The sequence below is a fragment of the Gaoshiqia sediminis genome, assembly GCF_025907915.1.
GTDB lineage: Bacteria > Bacteroidota > Bacteroidia > Bacteroidales > Prolixibacteraceae > Gaoshiqia > Gaoshiqia sediminis.
Genome location: NZ_JAPAAF010000041.1, coordinates 13,796 through 35,887, shown reverse-complemented (window position 1 = coordinate 35,887; position 22,092 = coordinate 13,796). Strand labels below are relative to the sequence as shown.

The 22,092-nt window shown below is 43.0% G+C and carries 14 protein-coding genes; 8 read left to right on the top strand and 6 right to left on the bottom strand.

The features are described from left to right. Positions 1–118 precede the first annotated feature (118 nt). The 6 genes from N2K84_RS17635 to N2K84_RS17610 all read right to left on the bottom strand — a co-directional run bounded on the left by N2K84_RS17635 (position 119) and on the right by N2K84_RS17610 (position 7,102). Positions 119–1,468 carry a restriction endonuclease subunit S gene (locus tag N2K84_RS17635; protein WP_282593156.1) on the bottom strand — a complete coding sequence of 450 codons (1,350 nt, stop codon included), beginning with the start codon at positions 1,466–1,468 and terminating at the stop codon, positions 119–121. A 51-nt stretch (positions 1,469–1,519) separates the two neighbouring features. After that, a complete protein-coding gene (locus tag N2K84_RS17630) occupies positions 1,520–1,948 on the bottom strand; it encodes a GxxExxY protein (RefSeq protein WP_282593155.1) in 429 nt (142 codons plus the stop codon). Between the two features lie 67 nt (positions 1,949–2,015). Beyond that, on the bottom strand, positions 2,016–3,161 hold the full coding sequence (locus tag N2K84_RS17625) for an ImmA/IrrE family metallo-endopeptidase (protein ID WP_282593154.1): 1,146 nt from the start codon (positions 3,159–3,161) through the stop codon (positions 2,016–2,018). Positions 3,162–3,191: 30 nt separating this feature from the next. Further along, positions 3,192–3,524, bottom strand: coding sequence for a type II toxin-antitoxin system RelE/ParE family toxin (locus tag N2K84_RS17620; protein ID WP_282593153.1), 333 nt, complete (start codon positions 3,522–3,524; stop codon positions 3,192–3,194). A 48-nt stretch (positions 3,525–3,572) separates the two neighbouring features. Continuing rightward, positions 3,573–5,762 carry a type I restriction-modification system subunit M gene (locus N2K84_RS17615; protein ID WP_282593152.1) on the bottom strand — a complete coding sequence of 730 codons (2,190 nt, stop codon included), beginning with the start codon at positions 5,760–5,762 and terminating at the stop codon, positions 3,573–3,575. Positions 5,763–5,872: 110 nt separating this feature from the next. Further along, positions 5,873–7,102, bottom strand: coding sequence for a hypothetical protein (locus tag N2K84_RS17610; protein WP_282593151.1), 1,230 nt, complete (start codon positions 7,100–7,102; stop codon positions 5,873–5,875). 837 nt (positions 7,103–7,939) lie between these two features. Here N2K84_RS17610 and N2K84_RS17605 point away from each other — a divergent pair. The 8 genes from N2K84_RS17605 to N2K84_RS17570 all read left to right on the top strand — a co-directional run bounded on the left by N2K84_RS17605 (position 7,940) and on the right by N2K84_RS17570 (position 22,077). Beyond that, positions 7,940–8,524 carry an RNA polymerase sigma-70 factor gene (locus N2K84_RS17605; RefSeq protein WP_282593150.1) on the top strand — a complete coding sequence of 195 codons (585 nt, stop codon included), beginning with the start codon at positions 7,940–7,942 and terminating at the stop codon, positions 8,522–8,524. A gap of 78 nt (positions 8,525–8,602) precedes the next feature. Continuing rightward, on the top strand, positions 8,603–9,586 hold the full coding sequence (locus N2K84_RS17600) for a FecR family protein (RefSeq protein WP_282593149.1): 984 nt from the start codon (positions 8,603–8,605) through the stop codon (positions 9,584–9,586). A gap of 186 nt (positions 9,587–9,772) precedes the next feature. Further along, positions 9,773–13,255, top strand: coding sequence for a SusC/RagA family TonB-linked outer membrane protein (locus N2K84_RS17595; protein WP_282593148.1), 3,483 nt, complete (start codon positions 9,773–9,775; stop codon positions 13,253–13,255). Between the two features lie 18 nt (positions 13,256–13,273). Next, entirely contained in the window at positions 13,274–15,286 is a 2,013-nt protein-coding gene (locus N2K84_RS17590) for a RagB/SusD family nutrient uptake outer membrane protein (RefSeq protein ID WP_282593147.1), read from the top strand. Positions 15,287–15,478: 192 nt separating this feature from the next. After that, the gene (locus N2K84_RS17585; protein WP_282593146.1) at positions 15,479–16,582 is read left to right on the top strand and encodes a glycoside hydrolase family 88/105 protein; all 1,104 of its coding nucleotides are present in this window, start codon (positions 15,479–15,481) and stop codon (positions 16,580–16,582) included. A gap of 235 nt (positions 16,583–16,817) precedes the next feature. Further along, positions 16,818–17,456 carry an RNA polymerase sigma-70 factor gene (locus N2K84_RS17580; RefSeq protein WP_282593145.1) on the top strand — a complete coding sequence of 213 codons (639 nt, stop codon included), beginning with the start codon at positions 16,818–16,820 and terminating at the stop codon, positions 17,454–17,456. A gap of 58 nt (positions 17,457–17,514) precedes the next feature. Next, the gene (locus tag N2K84_RS17575) at positions 17,515–18,543 is read left to right on the top strand and encodes a FecR family protein (RefSeq protein ID WP_282593144.1); all 1,029 of its coding nucleotides are present in this window, start codon (positions 17,515–17,517) and stop codon (positions 18,541–18,543) included. 102 nt (positions 18,544–18,645) lie between these two features. Beyond that, positions 18,646–22,077, top strand: coding sequence for a SusC/RagA family TonB-linked outer membrane protein (locus tag N2K84_RS17570; protein ID WP_282593143.1), 3,432 nt, complete (start codon positions 18,646–18,648; stop codon positions 22,075–22,077). The last annotated feature ends 15 nt before the right edge of the window (positions 22,078–22,092 follow it).

Below are 22,092 nucleotides of genomic sequence, written 5' to 3'. Positions count from 1 at the left end.
GGCAGTAATGATTGTAAACCTGTTTGAATTCAAGGCGTTTTGCACCGAAGTTTCCATTAATTGTCTGAATTAGGATTTATTGGATTTGATGATTGAAGGATTTTGCGTGATTTAGTTTTCAATACGTGTTTATTCCTATCCTGTCATCCAATAATCCCTCTAATCTTAATTCAGACATTGGTACTTTTAATTGCCCGGTTACGACTTGGGTAATTAAACTCTCCTGGTACTCTTTTGCTTTCTCTATTTCTGACATAGCAATTGAAACGCTTCGACCTAAATGATTTGTCTTCTCTTGTAGGTATTCAAGAATCCTTTTTTGCTCTTCTAAATCTGGAAGACTTATTAAAAGTGGATAAATGTGTTTATTATTCAATTGTGGTATAGTCGTCACATCTGCTAACTCAATCAAATTTCTTGTTTTTAACCACAGACAAATATAATCTGTATGGACAATTGAATTATCAACTTTAATGCCCATAATATTGCTGTCGAAAACACATGAATCAGAGCACTGTGTAACTTTGTTAGTCATTATGGCTGCACCTCTCTTCGGTAAAAGAATAGTCCCTTTTCCAGTTGTTCTTAATTTTTTTGAATTTACTCTCCATGAACTTGGTTTCAATAAAAATCCATCAACATTGTTTAAATCATCAACCTTATAGTAACTAATAGCATTTAACTGGCTATATTCACTTTCATTTAAAATCCTTAAATCAGATGGTGCAAATCCCCCAAAGATTTTAAACATTGATTTGCCTCTATGGACTTTCCAATGAACTGGTTTTTCCTGAAGCCAAGAATCCTTTACAGGTTCAGAATTAACATTATCTATTCCTTTTGTTAGTAAATTAAAAGTTATACTTTTCTTCTGCTCCTCCAACAACTCAATCAGCCGTTGTTTCTTAGCAATAAAGTCCTGGATTTGTTTGGTTTTTCGGTCGAGGTAGGCAACAATGGCGTTTTGGGTTTCGAGGGGTGGTACAATGGTGTACATGCGTTTGAAATCGACATAGCGCAATGGAATTTGACCGTCAGCAATACCGTAAGCGAAACGCTCGACATAGTTTTTGTAAAACCCTGTACGAAACATGAAAAAAAAGAAACGAGGATTTATTTCGATTTCTCTTTTAGGTTTTAGAACTGTACAGGCAGGACTTACAATGCCTTTATGGATACTGTAACCAGACGCACCTTGACGAAAACGCATGCTGTAAACCAAATCACCAGGGTATACAAGTAAGTATTTTGATTTATCGAGCGTTGAAGAATCCTTTTTCTCTAATTCTGATTGTTTAATTATACCTCGTCCAATTGTCACCGAGAGTAATTCTTCATTTTCATGTCCCCGTTCAATCCGTTCCCGAAAAATGGCCATATTTGGTAGTAGTTTCCAGTCGTGGGGCAGTTGCGAAATGTAGTCGTATTGCACCGGTTGGTAATTGTCGTATGGTTGGAGCTTGCTCATTGTCTGAATTAGGATTGGTTGTCTGAATTAGGATTCGTAGGATTATAGGATTTAAGGATTGTTGTTGCTCTTGCTTTCGTTATTGTGGCGTTTGTAGTCTTTGTTTTCGGGGTGATTGAGGTTGTACACCCGTTTAAATTCGAGGCTACGTGCTCCAAAATTGATTAATAATCCAACGGGTAAGTGATATGCCTGGCAATAGTTCATGGCCTGTGCCAAGTGAACTTCTTCGAGTTTGGTGAGGGCTTTTAATTCGAGCATGATGGTATTTTCGACGAAGAAATCGACCCGGCGAGTGCCTATTTCGATACCGGAGTAAACGATGGGCATTTCCATTTCGCGTTGGAAGTTAATGCTCTTCTTGTCCATTTCGATGGCCAGGGCACGTTGATAAATGATTTCCTGAAAGCCATTTCCCAAGGATGTATGCACCGTCATTGCACAGCCGATGATATTGCGCGTTAATTCTTCGTGTTCCATATTTATTTTCTATTAACTGTCAGAATTAGGTTTTTTAGGATTTGATGATTTAAGGATTAGAACTTTGTTATTCAGGCATTTGCTTAATCTCATCATCCTTTGATCCATCAAATACAAATTCAGACAATTGCACCGGCAGCAAGAACTCACGTCCTACGCTGTAAGCAATTAGGCCAAGATGCTGTAATCGCCCAATAATCAGCGCCGGATGGGTATCAAACTCGATCGCATAATTAACTATGTCCTCAGCAGCTATTGAAGTTGGGTGCTCCTGTAATAATTTTTCTTCCTGCTCCTTCGAAAAAGTAAGTTTTACAGCAAAATCGTGCGCTTCCTGCTCCTTTTGAGCATCGGAAGCTGCAAAATCGACATTTTCGAGCGAGATGTATTTTTTCCCGTGCAAAATAATGTGCCCCAACTCATGGAAAAAGGTAAACCAGAAACGATCATTTTGTCCATAGCGCGCGGTCAATTGGATCAATGGTTTTTCTTTTATCCACCTGGTAGAACCACTTAAAGGGACTTTTGGAAGCTTGGGTGTAAACAATAAAACAACCCCTGCCTCCAGGCATAATTCTTGCAACTTCAGAAAGAAGCCAACCGGTTGTTCCACCATCAAGCGGCGCATAGCCGGAATGTTTCCCTTCAGTTTTTTAACGTTGAATTCGGGAGCTGCAATTTCGGCAGCCTGTAACTCACCTTGTCTCAACCAGGCTGAAATCGCATGCGCTTCGTGTGTGAATTTCAGGGAAGTATATGCTGCTACTTTTAAGTCGGTATCGACATAGAGCTTATTCCAGGAATGGTGCGAGGCCACCCCAAAATAACTGAGCAGGTTAATTGTTTTTTCCACTTTTTTACGAGTGGGTGGTACCCAGCCTCGTTTTGCCATTTCGGCATAGGGAAATTCGCAAGCCCAATCTTCGGCCTCGGCAATTGCCTGTTCTTGCTTTAAGCGCGCCACATACTCGTTGTAGCGTGCTTGTTTGTTAATCCAAAAAGAAGCTGGAATGCGGGTTACATTCTCAAACTGAACCGCCATTTCGGGTGTGATAGAGCTTTCTTCTTTGAGTATGGCAAAGATGGTTTTCTCGGGTTTACCTGTTCGCAAGGCAAACTCTTTGACGCTCATTCCCATTTCTTCGAGCTTTTCGCCAAGCGTAGCGCCGGGATGGAAAACAAGGTTCGGTTGATATTGATTCAGGGTTGCCATTTTGTTTTGTGTGTTAGTGGGTCTGTTTTCTCAATGATAGTCGACAATTTCGATGATATCGACTATGCGTAATTCCTTTAAAATAAGGTTTCCAAGTTCGTCTCTTGGAAGCGGATCGTCAGCAGGCTCCAAAATCAGCCTGTAAGGGTGGTCTAAATCGCAAGCCCATTGTCCATTTCGGTCGCCAGTGAGCTGATGGAAACGGCCCGGAAGCGAATCGATAAAAGCGAAGCTTTCGATGTCGCGCATATCACCCAATCGCTGGTGATATTTTTTAGCCCTTTCCGCCCCCATCTTTTTCTGAGCCAGTGCATAGTTGTTTGCCCAATCTTTTAGCTTCTTGTTTGCAAAGGTAATATTCATTTCCGATTTTCAAATAAAATACTTACACTTTCTGTAAGTTAAAATTTATTAATCTTTGATTATCTCCTCCAAAATACCATCGGTTTCTTTCTCCAATTGCAGAATCTCAGCTGCAATCTCCTCAATACTCCGCGGGGGGACATAATTGTAGAAATAGCGGGTAAATGAAATTTCGTAACCTTTCACTGTTTTGCTGTGATCAATCCAGGCGTCGGGGACATGCTGCAGGACTTCGCGCTCGAAATAGGTTTGAATATCTTCGCTTAAAGGGACATTTTCGGTATCGCGCAATTCACTGTCGGCTTCGTAGGTTGTTGAACCATCTTTTTCTATTTTTTTAATCACGGGTTCAGCCTCTTCGTTTTTCCAAGTAATCGCGTTTAGAATGGTTTTCTGCGCTTTTGCATCGAGATTGAGCTCGTTCTTTTTTATTATGCTGGCAAAAAGCTCTGAGAATTTATTGAAATCGTCGTGCTGCTCTTCCCCCATCAGTTTCATCAACCGGGTTGCCTCGTTCAACAAATCCAATTGCGTTTTCCAAAAAGCCTGACTCAATAGGTTCTTTTTATCAGCCGCCTTCAGTTTGATTTCATTCTTCGCCAGGTATTTTTCAATCTCGGGCTTAAGGTCTTTCAGGTTTGTGTAAACCTGATCGCCAAACTTGTCGAAAGCCCAAGCCATTTCAGCTTCCAGTTTTTTGTCAAAACGCAAGGGACTCAAGGCTTCTTCTGAAAATTTTGCCGACAAACGCAAAGGGCGCTCTACGGTGATTTTATTGTATCCGAAGTATTCGTTATCAAAGATTTTTGAGATATCGGTTGGTTTAAAGTCAAGATACAGTTGGGTAATTTGGTCGATATGACGGTCGGTTAACTTACAGTTCTTGTCCCCTAAATTTTTTCGAAGTTTTTCATACAACTCAAGTGCATTAATCAGCTGCACTTTTCCTTTGCGGTGTTCCGGTTTTCGATTTGAGACAATCCATACATAGGTTGGGATACCTGTATTGTAAAAAATGTTTTTAGGCAGGGCGATGATACATTCGAGCCAGTCGTTTTCGATGATATGGCGACGAATTTCACTTTCACCACCACCGGCATCACCGGTGAAGAGCGCGGAGCCATTGTGTACAGTAGCAATCCGACTTCCCAGCTCGGTGTTGTGCTTCATTTTGCTGACCATGTTCATCAAGAAAAGCAGCTGGCCATCGGAGATGGTTGGCAAACCAACCTGAAAACGCGGGTCTTTAATGTTTTCTGCTTTTTCGCCGGTTCCCCTCTTACCCCGATTATCAACGATCGCTCCTTCATCCAGCTTCCAGGTTTTACCGTAAGGTGGATTAGAAAGCATGAAGTCGAAATTCAGGTTGGGAAACCCGTCTTTTGAAAGGGTAGAACCGAAAGCGATGTTCTCGGGTTTTTCGCCTTTAATCAGCATGTCAGAAGTACAAATAGCAAAAGTTTCGGGGTTTACTTCCTGCCCATAAAGCAAAAAGGAAGCTTTATGCTCTGTCACCTTTTGTGCAAATTGCTCCGCCTCGGTTAACATACCACCGCTACCGCAAGCCGGGTCGTAGATCAGATAGGTTCCTTTGGTGATTTTATCTTTCACCGGCTCGAACAGCATGTGCGTCATCAACTTGATGATCTCGCGCGGGGTGAAATGCTCTCCGGCCTCTTCGTTGTTTTCTTCGTTGAATTTACGGATTAGCTCTTCAAACACGTAGCCCATGCCCAAATTAGTCAGTTTAGGAAGCTTTTCTCCTTTTCCGGTAAAAACTTCGTTCGGGCTGAGATTGATATCACTTGATGCAAATTTCTCGATTAGCAGATAAGTGATCTCGTTTTCTTTCATCGTTTCGAGCTGGTTCCTCAACTTGAACTTGCTGATGATTTCCTGTACATTGGGGCTGTAGCCATCGAGATACACCTCCAGGTTGGAGTCGATATTGTCTGCATCATTCAACAAGCTTTCGAAAGTAAAGCGAGAGGTATTCCAAAACGGATAACCGGTGATGGCTTTCAGCGCCGAACGGTCATCAATATTTTGTTTTTCCATGAAATCAACCGCGTCCAACACCTTCTCTTTTGTTGGGACCAACAAGGCGTCCAGGCGTCTTAATACCGTAAACGGCAATATGATGTCGCGGTATTTCCCGCGAACAAAAACATCTCTTAGCACATCATCCGCGATGCCCCATATTAAACTAACAATCTGATTGTGAACTTTATGATCCATTGATTATTCTTCTTTTTACCGGTTGGATATTGATTGGTCGAACTCAACTACAGTTTGGGTTGAGCCCTTCAAAGGTACCCACATTAAATAAAAGCTGCGCGAAAAAAAAATCAATTTTCTTCCACCTCATCCAAGCTTGTCTGTGAATCAAGCTCAGCTTCTTCTATATCCAGGAGGGTATAGTTATATCGTTCGTCGTTTTTGAGTGATTCGGGGGTATATTTGACTTCCAACTGACAGACATAGTTGGTATTCCGGAAGTTGTACTGATTTTCGTCCATTTTTTGCACCAATGCGGAGGCGATTTTTCCAATGTATTTTTCGTTGTCGGCTGCGTGCAAGGTAAATAAAGGAGCTCTTTGCGCTTCGAAATCCAGACGTGTTAAACAACCCGCCACTTTAATGATATAGGGTTGTGCTGTATTGGCTGTGTCGAGCCATTTTTTTTGCATTCTTGCGCGCCCCCTCGTTAGCAAGATCTTTTGATACTCTTTTTCAGGTGAAGCCATTTGGGACTTCAATGTACCTTTATTTGAAATGACCGCTCTGAGTATTTTTGAAATATCAAGGACGATCTTTTTATTCTCATACGAGTTGGCCAATTCCAGAAATTCATCCTGGTTTTCGGCATCGAGCATGAGATAAAGGTTTGCCACCCGTCCGAGCATGAGATTATCCTCAAGCAGGTTGTTGCTCAATTTGAATTCAAGCTGAGACAGAAAGCATTTATGCTCGATCCGAGAGAGGCCAAGCTTTAGTTTTGCTTCGAGATTATTGTCATTGACATAAAGGCTACCGGAAAGAATTGCCGTTTTAATGAGCTCTACGAAAGGCAACAGGACATTACGAAAGGCGTAAACGCGGATGTTCTCCTGCAGATCGTCGGCTTCAAAGATCATCTCGATGACTACCCGATTGCGTTTTCTGGCAAATTCCATCAGCCGGGAGGGGGGTCTTTTTTCTACAAAATTCAGGTTAAAAGTATATTCTTTCGGCAGGGGCCATTCGAATAGTTTTTGTTCGGGTGAAAGCACGAACAGTTTAGCTATTTGTTTATCGCTATTCATCTCGGCCAAATAAAAGAGCTTCTTCTCCGGATTCATAAAGGGAAAAATCAGGGGCATCGCCCTGTTGCGAATGGCATTGGCTCTCTCCTCACTTATTTCAACCAGGATGGTTTGATTTTCGTTCGGTTCCTGAAAAGGAATGAGCAAGTACAGGGCTCCAGTTTGTGAGCGTTCGATACTCACATCGACAATGTCGGTGACCGATGAAACCAGGAAAGGAGTGAGCTGGCCGACAATCTCTGCCGGAATTGGGGTTAGTTTGGGTTGAATCATTGGTTGCTAGTTTGTTTGACGCCACAAGTTAATAAAAAAGATAATGATAAGCTGCAAGTTTTTATAACAAATAGGAAAGAGGATTTGTAGGAAATGGAGGATTTGGGGAAAGTGGTCAGTTTTCAGTCGCAGTTATCAGAAGCTGCAAGGGAATAAGTCGCAGACGCAGGTTACAGCATTCATAAGCCGCAAGATGTGAGCTGCAAGCTGCAAGAACGAAGTTGCAGGGTAACCCCTAAATCCCCTGAAGGGGACTTAAAGAAATCAGCGAATGGAATTCGCTGCACCCGTTTCCTATGAATCCTACGAATCCGAAGTCCGAAGCACAGTTTTCAGTTTACAGTTTTCAGTTTACCGGTTGTGGGTTGGTTAACCCTGTCAGGTTGTTTGAAACCGGACAGGGTGGAGGGCGCGGTGATCGGCAGCGGGAAACCCTGATGAACTATTTTCACACCGGGAATTTCACAGGGTAAACCCCTCCGTCTCCGGCAGTAGCCGGAGCCACCTCCCCTTGGCAGGAAACCCCTCTGTCAGGCTGCGCCTGACACCTCCCCTTGGCAGGGGAGGAATTTGGACGGTGGTGGATGATTAGGTTTGGAGTGTGGCCACGGCATACCGTGGCCGTACAGGGGTTTTCCTCGCTGAGTGATTGGCCACGATGTGGCGGGGCCGTACGGGGTGCAAAGCTGGTTAGGGTACTATTGGTATCCTCCCTATCAACTTTACACCTTCGTTGTCTAATCATTATCATTTAACCAAAATATTCTGCCAGCAAGGAATTGAATCGTTGTTTTTACACAGGGGTACTTCATGTAAGATTGTTTTTTATTTTTGGACATGCAAATGATAAACGGCATTTCCGAAGAAATATTGATCGGCCGTTTCATTCACGGGGATGAAACGGCATTTGAGCTGTTGTTCCGGTATTATTATCCGGGCCTTGTAATATTTGTGTCACAAATGACCCTGAATAAATCCGATGCCGAGGAAATAGTTCAGGATTTCTTTTTCAGGATGTGGAAAGACAGGGATCGGATCAGAGCATGTGATTCTCTAAAATCTTATTTATTCACTTCATTAAAAAACAGGGGGATTAATTATCTTGTTTCCAAGAAATATGAAGCCCGAAAAATCGAAGAGTTAAAAGAGGTCATGAGAAGTAACCTCACCTATGAAGCGGACGTTTTTGTGAGCAGCGAACTACAGGAAAAGATTAAGCAGGCCTTTGAGAAACTACCTCCGCGCACTAAAGAGATTTTTATGCTCAGCCGGTTTCATGATCTGAAGAATGATGAAATAGCCCGCAAACTGGACATCTCCAAAAGGACCGTTGAACTGCAAATCAGCAATGCCCTCAAAATTTTACGGGAAGAATTAAAGGATTATACCGGCTTGCTGTTCCTGCTGGGAATTTTTTTCTAAAAAATTTCTATTTCGGATATGTGTGCCCCTCATTTTTTTTGTATTAGTATCGGACGAAGACTAAAAACCTGCTAAAACTTGGAAACAAAGGCAACACATCAGGCACCGGGCGGCACGATATTCGAGCGATATCTTGAACGGAAAAAGATACAGTCGACAGACGATCAGTGTCTTGAAGCAGGCGTTTTGATCTCGGAACTAAAAACGGTTGACACAGATAAAGCGTATTCTGCCTTGAGTGCAAAGATAAACCGGCAAACAAAGATGCAGGTTATTTGGATGCGATTCAGCAGGATCGCCGCCATTCTGATCCTCCCGTTGCTAATTTATACGGTTTGGTCCCAGCTTGGCCACTGGCTCGAAAGGGATCAACTTAGCTACCAGGAAATATCAAGCCCCTCCGGGGTGCGAAGCAAAGTGACCCTCCCCGATGGCACAAAGGTGTGGCTTAATGCGGAAAGTACGATCCAGTACAGCATTCCTTTTGAGCGCAAAACACGAGAAGTGAAACTAATCGGAGAAGCTTTTTTCGATGTGACCAAAAATCCGGAATCCCCATTGGAAGTCAAATTCAACCAACTTATCGTGCGGGTGTTGGGGACACAATTTAATGTCAAGGCATTTACCGATGATCAGCAGGTAGAAGTAGTTTTAAAAGAGGGAAGTATTCTGCTTGAAAATGACAGGAAAGGATCAAAAAGACAGGTCTATCTGAAACCTGATCAGCAATGGGTGTTCGATAAAACAAGCAGGACTGCTGTTTTAAAGGAAGTTGATGCAGATGAACATATTGCCTGGCACCAAAACAGACTTTTCCTGAACCAAACCTCCATGGCAGACCTTGCAAAACAGCTTGAACGCTGGTATAATATTAAGGTGGAAATCAAAGATCAGGAGCTTTATAAATACAAGTTCACCACCGTGTTTGATAATGAACCTCTTTACCGGGTAATTGAATTGTTGGCCATGAGTTCTCCGATTGATTTCAGGTATATCCCGGGAGAGCAAAACAAAGAAACAGGTGAAGCAGAGAAATCCATACTTGAAATACGAAACAAATAAAGCTAACAGACTTGCCTATGTAAGAATAAACGAATATCCATTAATGAAAAGAGGAAGTGCTCCAACACTTCCCCACCTTTAAGGCCTCAGCCATAAAAAGTTTTAACTAAATCAAACAAATTTATGAAAAAAATCATGAATGGGGTATGTTTTGCCCTATCGAAACATCGAAAAAAAATTCTGGTTATGCGTAACACCCTATTAATTCTCTTACTCAGTGCCCTCCAAACGCTGGCAGGCAGTGCCTACTCGCAAACGACCAAACTAAATCTGGAAATGAGAAACGCCACGATCAGGGAGGTTTTGCTGAAGATCGAGGAAGAAAGCAATTTCTATTTTCTATACAATGAAGAATTGATTGATGTCAGCGAAAAAGTGACTATTTCGGTCAAAGGCGAAAGCATTGAGCATGTACTTTCTACCTTGTTTGACAAATCAGGAGTGAAAGCCACGATTAACGACCGGCATATTGTACTCACACCTTCCCCTGATTTTTCCAGCCAGCAACAAAGGATGGTTTCGGGTCAGATTACCGATTCATCTGGCTTGCCCTTACCTGGAGTCACTATCGTAGTAAAGGGGACGACAAAAGGAACGATAACAGATGCGGATGGCCATTATTCCCTCTCTGAAGTTTCAGGTACAGCAACCTTGGTATTTTCTTTTGTTGGGATGAAAACACAGGAAATATTGGTTGAAAATCAGTCAACAATCAATGTTGAAATGCAGGAAGATGCAATCGGCATTGGCGAAGTTGTGGCCATTGGCTATGGAACCATGCGGAAAAAAGATCTGACCGGCTCCATCACGCAAATCCGTCCCGACAGGATTGCGAACGAGAGTCCCCAGACGGTGCAGGATGTCTTACGGGGCACACCCGGATTGCAGGTCGGCTATAACGCTTCAGCCAAAGGAGGCGGTACGATGCAAATACGCGGCCAACGTTCTATCTATACAGACGGAGGACATAATAACCCGCTCATCATCCTTGATGGAATGATCTTTTACGGAGAACTTTCGGAAATCAACCCGGATGATATTTCACAGATTGATGTTCTCAAGGATGCTTCGGCAGCAGCGGTGTATGGAGCCAAGGCGGCAAGCGGTGTGATCCTCATAACGACAAAAAGAGGGAAGCTGGGCAAACCTGTTATAAGCATTAATTCGAATATCAGCTGGAGGCAGAAAAGTGAATACCGCGACCGATTCAGCCCGGAAGCCTATTTACAACATCGTCAGGATTGGTACACCAAAAACACATATGGTGTGAATCCGGAAACCGATGCTTACGAGGCCTATCAATCCGGGATCTATGCCAATCAACCCGGATTCTTTATGCGCCCCGAGCAACTACCGGCAGGTGTTTCTATCGATGCCTGGCGTGCGTATACGACCAATGATGAAGGGGAATCGGATCAGAGCATCCATGCAAAACGGCTAGGATTCGAAGGCAATGCTCTCGAAAACTACCTTGCTGGCAGAACGGTTGATTGGGCCAAGCTGGCCTTTCGAACAGGCTTCAATCAAGACTATAATGCCAGTATAAGCGGGGCCAGCGAAAATGCAAATTATTATTTATCAATAGGCTATTTAAAAAATCAAGGTGCATTGATAAGTGACGAATACGAAGCTATACGCGCCAATATGAAGGTAGAAGCAAAAGTGACAGACTGGTTTGAAGTTGGTGCCAATGTAAACTTTCAAGATAGATCAGACGGAAACATTGACATCGATCAGGACTATTTTCTGCGAAACAGTCCCTATGCCGATTACGCTGACGAGATGGGCAATCCGGTACAATATCCTTTGAGCTCCGAATACAGCCAAAGGGGCTATAATTACGATTTTCAACGGCAATATCTGGAATTGGAAAAAGGCTATACCGTGTTCAACAGTATTTTGAATGCGAAAATATCGCTGCCATTCAATATCACCTACTCGTTCAATGCTTCTCCGCGCTTTCAGTTTTTTTATGACCGATATTTTATGTCGGCAGATTTACCGGGTTCAGATCCCAAATCCCGCGGAGCAAACCGTGAGCAGGCCAAGCGATTCGACTGGTCACTCAACAATACCATCAATTGGGACTATACGTTCAATGAAAAGCATCATGTAGTCGTAACACTCGTGCAAGAGGCCGAAGAACGCCAATACTGGCAGGACCGCATCGAGGCCCGGAACATCCTGCCGTCGGATGCACTCGGTTTTCATAACACTAAAAACGGCAGTAAAGAAAACAGTACTTACTCGAGTTACGACTCTTACGAAACGGCAGATGCCCTGTTGGCCCGTTTGTTTTATTCCTACGACAGCCGCTACATGGTCACTTCTTCTGTTCGCAGGGACGGATATTCTGCGTTTGGTTCGTCCAATCCGTATGCCACTTTTCCGTCAGTAGCTTTGGGCTGGACGTTTACAAATGAAAAGTTTTATAGATGGAGCCATGTTTTGAGCAGCGGTAAAATGCGTGTATCCTATGGCAAAAATGGTAACCGTTCGTTGGCCAACCCCTATTTAGCGCTAGCTAACCTTTATGAAGGAGCCGGTAAAATGCAGGGTTATATCAACAAAGCCGGTGAGTTGGAACTCATGCGCTATTTGATGGCTGACCGAATGGCGAATCCTAATCTGCAATGGGAAAAAACAGCATCGTGGAATTTTGGTCTTGATTTTGGTCTTTTCAACGATCGCATAACAGGAAGCTTAGAATATTACGACATGAGTACTCATGATATGATCATGAACCAACGACTGCCGGAATTCACAGGATTTTCCAGCATTACCACCAACTTAGGGCAGGTGGACAACCGCGGGATTGAGATTTCAATAAACTCGGTAAACCTTAATAACAGCAATCTGAAATGGACGACCTCCTTTGGTTTCTCGTACAACAAGAACGAGATAAAGCATCTGTACTATGAGAACCAGGATCTGCTGGATGAAAATGGGAATGTAACCGGAACAAAAGAAATGGACGATATCACCAACCACTGGTTTATCGGACAGCCTATCAGCACCATTTGGAACTACCGTGTTACGGGTATCTGGCAGACAGATGAGGTTGAAGAAGCCAAAAAATACGGTCAATCGCCCGGGGATCCCAAAGTTGCGAACAACTACACTGCAGACGATATTATAAATTCAGACGGTTCCGTTAAGCCCGTGTATAACGATAACGATAAAGAATTTCTCGGACAAACAGCACCTCCGTTCCATTGGTCATTGCGTAACGAATTTGTATTATGGAAAGACCTCAGCCTCTCGTTCAACATCTATTCGTACATGGGGCATAAAAGTTTATCGGGCAACTACCTAAATAATGATGATGACGGGGGACGTATGGCTTATGCTCTGCAAAATGTGCCGGCAAAAGAGTATTGGACTCCTGAAAATCCGACGAATGAATACGGTCGTATCGAAGCTAAAGGCCCAACAGGGGCAGAGAATGCGCAAATGCTCTACGACCGCTCATTTATCCGCCTCGAAAACATTTCGGTTGGATATACACTACCCCAAATGTGGACTTCAAAGTTAGACATAGAACGTGTTAAAGTTTACGGCTCTGTCCGCAACGTTGCGAATTGGGCAAAGGACTGGGAGTATGGTGACCCTGAAACCGGAGGATTGTCCACACGTGTTTATACTTTGGGATTGAACTTAACTTTTTAACCTCTAAAAACAATACAGATGAAACAGATAATCCAAAAATTGAATCATATATGCCTTGTCCTCTTCATCGGGGGCACAATTTTACTGGGCGGGTGTTCCGAGGATTTTTTGAAACCTGATCCACTGTCGTTTTACGAACCTACAGCCACATTCAGCACCGAATCAGGCTTGCAGGCAGCCATGGCGATTTGTGACCGTCACCTTAAACTTTATTACGCTACTGATCACAACGAGATGCTTAGTCTCGGGACTGAATATATGTTCTCGGAACTGATGGTTGCCAGTGCGACTGATAAACGCAGTATGCTTTGTGATGTAGCCAACATGCTAACACCGACCAGCGATGATGCTTCGTTGAACAATCTGGACAGAAACAACAGTATCTGGTACTTCTGGAAAGAAACCTATAACGGCATTATGTACGCAAATACCGTTATCCAGTTTGTGGATGACGTTGAAGGGCTGGACGAAACGACTCGGAATGCCTATAAGGGTAGAGCCTATTTTCACCGTGCTTTCCGGTATTTGTCGTTAGTATTTCAGTATGGAGATGTGCCATTGATTACCAAAGTGATTGAAGTTCCCAAACAGAACTACAAAAGCACCAAACGTGATGCGATCCTGGAAATGATTACTCAGGATCTGGAGTTTGCCGTTCAATGGGTTCCTGATCAAAAAGATATGCCGTTAATTGGGATGGTAAATAAAGGAGCCTGCCGCATGTTACTAGCCAAATGCTACCTGGCGCTGGGAGAATACGAAAAGGCCAAAGCGCAGACAGATATATTAATTGACGGATCGGGTTATTCGCTCATGCAAAACAACTTTGGCACCTTTAACGATGGTGGCGAACCGGAAACATGGCCCATTACGCGCAACGTTATCTGGGACTTGCACCGTGCCGAGAACAAACTTATTTCTGCCAACAGTGAAGTTATCATGGGTATTCCTAACCGTGGTGCCGATGCTGAGTCATTCGTTAAAATGCTCACCATGCGCATTTTATACCCATTCCTTTTCAACAGCATGCTGAAAACAAAAGACGGTAAGCAAGCCTTGTTAAACTTAAGACGCAACCATGCCGACTACAATCCGCAATATGATTATATGCGATCTTTCGGTCGTGGAATTGCTACATTCCGTCCTACATACTTCCATACTCACACATTGTGGAAAGTAAATGGTGTTGCGGATAATACCGACTTGCGCCATAATTCAGAGGTAGGAAACTGGGTACGTATGGAAGATTATCGTGTCAACAACAAAGCGTCTTCGGAATTTGGGAATCCCATCACGCTTTTTGATGACAACGGAAATCTACTGTGTGGTGACACGATTCGTCGCTGGTTCGATGTTCCTCATTACAAATTATTTCTGGATGACCCTGTAAACGAGGCTAACATTAGTGGTTCTGATGGTCTTAGAGGTGCTACTAACGGAGGAATTGCTGACTGGTATTTATACCGGCTGGCAGAAGCCTATCTTCTTCGGGCTGAGGCCAAATACTACATAAACCCAAACGATGCGACCATCAAAGATGACTTGAATGCCTTGAGAACGAGAGCAAAATGTTCTGAATTATATGAAGGCTCGGTTACTATCGGCGATATTATGAACGAACGTGCCCGCGAGTTGTACTGGGAAGAATGGCGCAATGTGGAGTTGACCCGTGTATCTCTTTGTCTGGCCCGCAGCGGACAGCCTGATGAATGGGGAAACACTTACAGCCTGGATGACTTTGACAAACAGAGCGGCACTGACAACGGAGGAGGAAGCTACTGGTACCAACGTATTGTACACTACAGCATGTATAACAAAGGTCCTATTCAAATCAATGCGACAGGTAACAGTAACCCGAACTACACCATGGATAAAAAGAATATCTACTGGCCAATTCCTTATGCAGCAATTACTGCCAACAACAAAGGAGAACTAAGCCAAAACTATGGCTACGATGGTTACGATCCTGCTACACCGAAATGGGAAACATGGGAAGAAGCAGTAGCTGACGAAGACAAAACAGAAAATTAATTTTCAATTTAAAATCGTTTTTTTCTCGTGTCGATCTAATCATTATTGGTACACTGTTTAAAACAGTATACGATAAAAATAGAAGCAAAAAGAAGGTGTTTCAGAATTCTGAGACACCTTCTTAATAAATACCTGTTTTTACTGATCAGGACTATTCTTAATAATTCGAACAACGAAATAAAAATCACTAAAATGCGTAAAATATCACTTGTAATATTTGCCCTGTTTCCTATTCATTTCTTATTTGCACAAACGAATCTGCTAAACGATTTCCCCAAAGGATACACTCCCGAAGAAGTAGGGGAACTGATTGCATACCGTTTTGTCGATGCAAAGCATGCGCTACATGGCGGGAAATGGATTAGCTATCCGGAAACATTTTACTGGCGTGGTGCGCTTAAATACGCAGCAACTACGAAAGACAAAAAGCTCTTCAAACTTTTGGAAAACAAATTTGAGCCACTGTTTTCAACTGAAAAAGAACTGCTTCCCATAAAAAATCATGTTGACCTGAACATGTTTGGTTGTCTGCCACTGGAACTTTATCAGATAACAAAAAAGAAAAGCTATTTGAAGCTGGGGCTGCCCTATGCCGATACGCAATGGGAAGTTCCGAACGATGCCAAGCCGGAACAAAAAGAATGGGCAGAGAAAGGATTTACCTGGCAAACTCGCCTATGGATTGATGACATGTACATGATCACAATTGTTCAAACCCAAGCTTTCAAGGTCACCAAAGATTCGAAATATATTGATCGCGCGGCAAAGGAAATGGTTCTTTACCTTGACGAACTGCAACGTCCAAACGGCTTATTTTACCATGCTCCGGATGTGCCTTATTATTGGTTACGCGGTAATGGATGGATGGCAGCAGGTGTCACCGAATTACTTCGCTATTTGCCAACCGATCACAAAGACCGGCCACGTATCATGCAGGGCTATCAAATAATGATGGAAAGCCTAAAGAAATATCAGAACCAGGATGGTATCTGGAACCAATTGATTGACGAGCCGGATTGCTGGCCAGAAACGTCCGGGTCAGCGATGTTTACCTACGCTTTAATCACTGGTGTAAAACAAGGTTGGTTGGATGCAGAAAAGTATGCACCCGTTGCCCGGAAAGCATGGATGGCTCTGGTGCCATATGTTGATAAAAAAGGAGCCGTGTCTGAAGTATGCGTTGGCACAAATAAAAAGTATGACAAACAATATTATTATGACCGTCCGCGCAGAACAGGGGATTATCATGGTCAGGCTCCGTTCCTTTGGTGTATTGTTGCCTTAATGGAAAAATAGCAGAACGATAGCCAGCGCAGCACAACTGTCATCACCGCAACCGGCGATTTTGCTGTTTCTTCCGTTCATACAAGAATTGAGGTGCCACACTGTATCTAACCACATTGGCCTGACAGCAATTCAAAAACTGTCAGGCCTTTTATTATGGGACTATCTGCCATAGTATAGATGAAGGATAACCTGATTCCACTACCTGATCAATTTCAAACACGCCTGAAAGAGATAAATTGGGTTCATGTTTTGGCAATCATTTAATTTTATCTGTAATTTAGCGCCCGACACCTATGCAATTCAGGATTTGACTAAACCTTCACATACCGATTTCAGCCCCGGGGACGATCTGTTTCTTGAACGACTAAAGGCAGGTGATAGGAACGCGTTCACCCTGCTTTTTGAATATTATTACACCGGTTTGGTTGTTTTTGCCGACCACCACTTGCACGACATGGAACTGGCCGAAGACATTGTCCAATCGGCATTTGTCCGGCTATGGGAAAACAGGCAGGCCATCAAGTCGCCATCCGTCAGGTATTACTTGGCAAGCGCTGTCAAAAACAACTGCATCGATTTGATCCGGAAAAACGAAACCCAAAGAAAATATGCCCAACGCCTATCTTTTCAGGAGACAGACCACGGACAGGATTTTTGGGCCGAAAGCGAACTGCAACAGATGATCGAAACAGCGATCGGTAATTTACCGCAGCGATGCCGCGAAATATTTATTTTGAGCCGGTACGAAGGCCTAAAGTCGCACGAAATTGCCCAAAAACTTCAACTCTCGCAGCGCACCGTTGAAACACAAATTACGAATGCTTTAAAAATTCTTCGTAAAGACCTGAAAGACTACCTTTTCCAACTTTTTCTTACATTTTAGTTTTCTACAGTACGTGTAAAAAGAGGTTTCTCCGTCTTATCCGTACAAACACGAAAAGATGGAAGAGAACAGCAGCTATTTCGAATTGCTTTTTGTAAAAGAAATCGAGGGGACCTTAACCGAATCAGAAGAGGCCGACCTGGCTGAGTGGTTAAAGACCCCTCAACACCGGACCGTTTACGAAGAACAAAAAAAACTGTGGACATCGGTCGGTGACCTGCAAAAAATGAAAACGATTGACCCTAAAAAGGCCTTGAAGAAAGTTGAAGCGCGCCTTTTTGGCCGGTCTTCCGTTTATTATCTGAAAAAACTCGAACGAGCTGCCGCTGTGCTTTTTATCCCGCTGTTATTATCCGCTCTTTGGATGCTGTATAAGTCCGATCTGTCGGGAAACTCTATAAATGAAACGGTTTTTAATACCATCGAAGTTCCCCCGGGAACCAGGTCATCTTTCACCTTGCCCGACGGCACGTTCGTGAAGCTGAATGCGGGTAGCAGCCTAAAATACCCGGTCTCCTTTGAAAACCAAGAACGACAAGTTGAATTAAACGGCGAAGCTTGGTTTGAAGTAAAAAAAGACCCGCATCATCCGTTTGTAGTATCCACTTCCGATATTAACATTAAAGTGTTGGGCACATCATTTAATTGCAGCGCTTATCCCAATGCCGGACAGATTGAAACAGCGCTGGTAGAAGGAAAAATTGAAATCTCGGGAAAAAGTGGAAAAAACAAATTTCTGATGGAACCCGGTGAACTGGCTGTTTTCTCGAAGCAGGAAAAAACCATTGAAAAGGCGCAAACCAATCTCGATAAACACATTGCCTGGACATCCGGAAAACTAATGTTCCGCGACGACCCGATGACTACCGTTATTGAAAAACTGGGGCAGTGGTACCGCGTGGAGTTCCAGGTGGAAGAGCCGGAAATTCTGAATTACACCTATTCGGCCACTTTTTCGGGCGAAAGCCTCGACCAGGTATTAAAAATGCTGGCCCTCTCAGCCCCCATCAATTTTCGCTTTTTGCCCAGAGAAAGGTTAAACAATCTGGAGTATGAAACCCAAATTATAAAACTCACAAAAAAATAAAGGAGGAAAACGATTAAAAGGAAAAAGGAATGTTTGCACCATCCCTTTTTCTGAAATGAAAATAAATAACCTGTATTTATTAACACTAATTGAATCAAAAGTATGAAAAAAAACTTTTTGTTGAAACCGTTACTAGGGCAAATGCCCCTGTACATTAAAATTTTAAGGGTTATGCGACTCACGCTGTTTTTATTTTTTGTCTCCCTGATTCAGGTTTTAGCCGGAAGCGCCTATTCGCAGGCCACCCGTATCAGTTTAAACCTGAAAAACACAACAGTGAAAGACGTTCTCTACGACATTGAATCGAAAAGTGACTATTATTTTCTATTCAACAGCCAGTTAGTCGATGTTGAAAAAAAAGTTAACATCGAAGTCTCCAACGAAAAGATCGAACAGGTTTTGGATCGGTTATTCGAGGGAGAAAATATAGGATACACCATCATGAACCGGCAAATCATCATTCAGCCGTCTTCTACGGTCTCCGTTGCAAACATACAGCAACCCAAAAGCATTACCGGGAAAGTGACCGATTCGGCGGGCGGCCCGCTTCCCGGAGTTACCGTGGTTGTAAAAGGCACGACACAAGGAACAATTACGGATGGGGATGGAAATTATTCGATTTTGAGTGTCTCTGAAAGAGCCATACTCGTCTTTTCTTTTGTAGGTATGAAAACGCAAGAAGTGGCCGTTGGGAACAAGACCTCGGCAAATGTTATGCTAGAAGAAGAAACGATTGGCATTGATGAGGTGGTGGCTATTGGATATGGCGTTGCAAAAAAATCAGACCTAACTGGTGCAATAACTCAAGTCAAAGCTGATCAGATGAAGAATTATTTGCCTTCTAATGTAAGCGATTTACTTCGCACCAGTATTCCTGGACTAACCTCCGGCTATTCAACTACTGCAAAAGGAAACAGTTCTTTGTTGATTCGCGGTGAAACAACACTTACTGCCGGTTCATCACCACTGATTGTCTTAGATGGCGTTATCTATAATGGAGACCTCTCCGATATTAACCCTGGTGATATTGACCGGATGGATGTTATGAAAGATGCAAGTTCTGCGGCTGTATATGGATCAAGGGCAACCAATGGTGTAATCGCTATCACAACTAAAAAAGGAATTGGCAATAAACCCACAATCAATGTCAGTAGTACAGTCGGGATTGCCACGGCTGCAAATCGTGTGAAGCCTTATGATGCCGAGGGTTTTATCAATTGGAGATCCGATATGTTTAAATCAGTTTTTAGTGCAACAGTACCTCAGGACCCCTGGAGCCCTTTTGATGATCCGCGTACAATTGATCAGCAATATCTTAGCCAATGGCTCGCTTACCATAGCACGAACGAGGCCAATATGGTTGATGCATGGCTGGCAGGACTAAGGCTAACGGGAACCGAAATCGAGAATTATAAGGCAGGAAACACACGAAATTGGGAAAATGACATCTACCATAATGGAGTCAGGCAAGATTATAATGTGAGTCTGTCGGGCAAAAAGAATGATTTTACTTACTATTGGTCATTGGGCTACATGAAAAATGAAGCACTGACCATCGGTGATGAATTTTCAACAATCCGGTCCAGGGTAAATCTTGAAGGACAGGCAGCCAAATTTCTGAAGGTTGGCTTAAACGCACAGTTCTCATATCGGGATGAAAGCTCGGTTCCGGCTGATAACGGACAATATATGAACCTTACACCTTACAGTAGCTATTTTGCCAACGATGATATCACGCTAAGACTATATCCAAACGATGATATTCAGGCAACTCACCCACTACTTAACCGGACTTATAGGGAAAGGGAGATGCAATATTATACGTTTTTCCCAAAAATTTATTCGGTTCTCGATTTACCCTTTGGAATAACCTATACCATGAACCTGACTACCAGGATGGAGTTTTACCACAATTACACGCACGATTCATCAAGGCATCCGCAATGGGGTTTGTACGGGGGGGCTGCTTCCCGTGAAAATTCACTGCGACGGGAATGGCAAATTGACAACATCATTAACTGGAACCGGACCTTCTTGGATGTTCATAAAGTTGATATCACGCTATTAGCCAATGCCGAAAAAAACAGGTTCAACTCTGACGGGATGGACAACCGCAGTTTTTCTCCGAATGATGTATTGGGTTATCATGATATGTCAACAGGCAGCTTGCCGGTACTTTCAACCAACGATAATGTACAAACGGCAGATGCCTTGATGGCGCGTTTAAACTATGGATTTAATAAAAAATATTTGCTGACATTGTCTGTTCGAAGGGATGGATCTTCTTTGTTTGGTTATTCAAACCCACGCGCAACCTTCCCGTCAGCGGCTTTGGGATGGGTGGTGACCGAAGAAGACTTTTTAAATTCACAAGTTGTAAATTACTTAAAAATAAGGGCATCCTGGGGTGTGAATGGGAACCGTGCAATTTCAAATTATGCCGCTTTGTCTAAAATTGCTTCCGGAAAGTCTCTAAATGCCGATCAAAATGGAACTGTTATCGGTATTCCCACCTTAGTGATTAATTCCATGGAGAATAGAAATCTTAAGTGGGAAAGAACGGAAGCAATAAATCTGGGAGCGGATTTTAATCTTTTGAATGGCATTCTTTCCGGTTCCTTTGAAGTCTATAATATGACAACCACAGATGTTCTTGTCAATCGCCTATTACCAACTATTACCGGTTTTAACAGAGTATATGCAAATTTGGGCGAAGTAAAAAACAAAGGATTTGAACTCTCCTTGAATAGCTTAAATATAAAACACTCCAACTTTGAATGGCGATCAAGCCTGATTTTCTCGCTCAACAGAAATAAAATTGTTTCAATAACCGGTGAAAAGGTTGACGTACTGGACAAAGACGGAAATGTAACTGGTCAGAAAGAACCCGACGACATCGCCAATAATTGGTTTATCGGGCATGACAAGGACGCTATCTGGGATTACAAAATTCTTGGCACGTGGAAAATCGGGGAAGAAGAAGAGGCTGCCAAATGGAATCAGGCGCCCGGTGATTTCAGATTAGAAGATTTCAATAATGATGGATCATTAACTGATGCAGATAAGCAGTTTTTGGGTTACACCAGTCCTCGCTTTACCTGGACACTAACGAACAACTTCACCCTCTATAAAAATTTCGAGGCTTCGTTTGTTATCTATTCCCTTTGGGGGCAAATGTCAACTTATAATTTGGCAAAACATGATAATCATATCGAAGACAGGCGCAATTCATGGGATATTCCTTATTGGACGCCGGAAAATCAAACAGACAAATATTCACGGTTAAGGTCTGCTCCTGCCAACGGCGTAAGTTACTCCGCATGGTTTGATCGTTCTTATATTAGACTGGAAAATATTGCCGTTGCCTACCGAATGCCAAAGAGATTATTGGATAAAACATTTATCAGTGATATGAAAGTCTCTGTAAGTGTTCGTAATGCAGGTCTCTGGGCGCCTGAATGGAAATTTGGTGATCCGGAGGATGGTACCCGGGCGCAACGTATTTTCTCGCTCGGGTTGAATCTGAGCATTTAAATGAGCATTAGGATT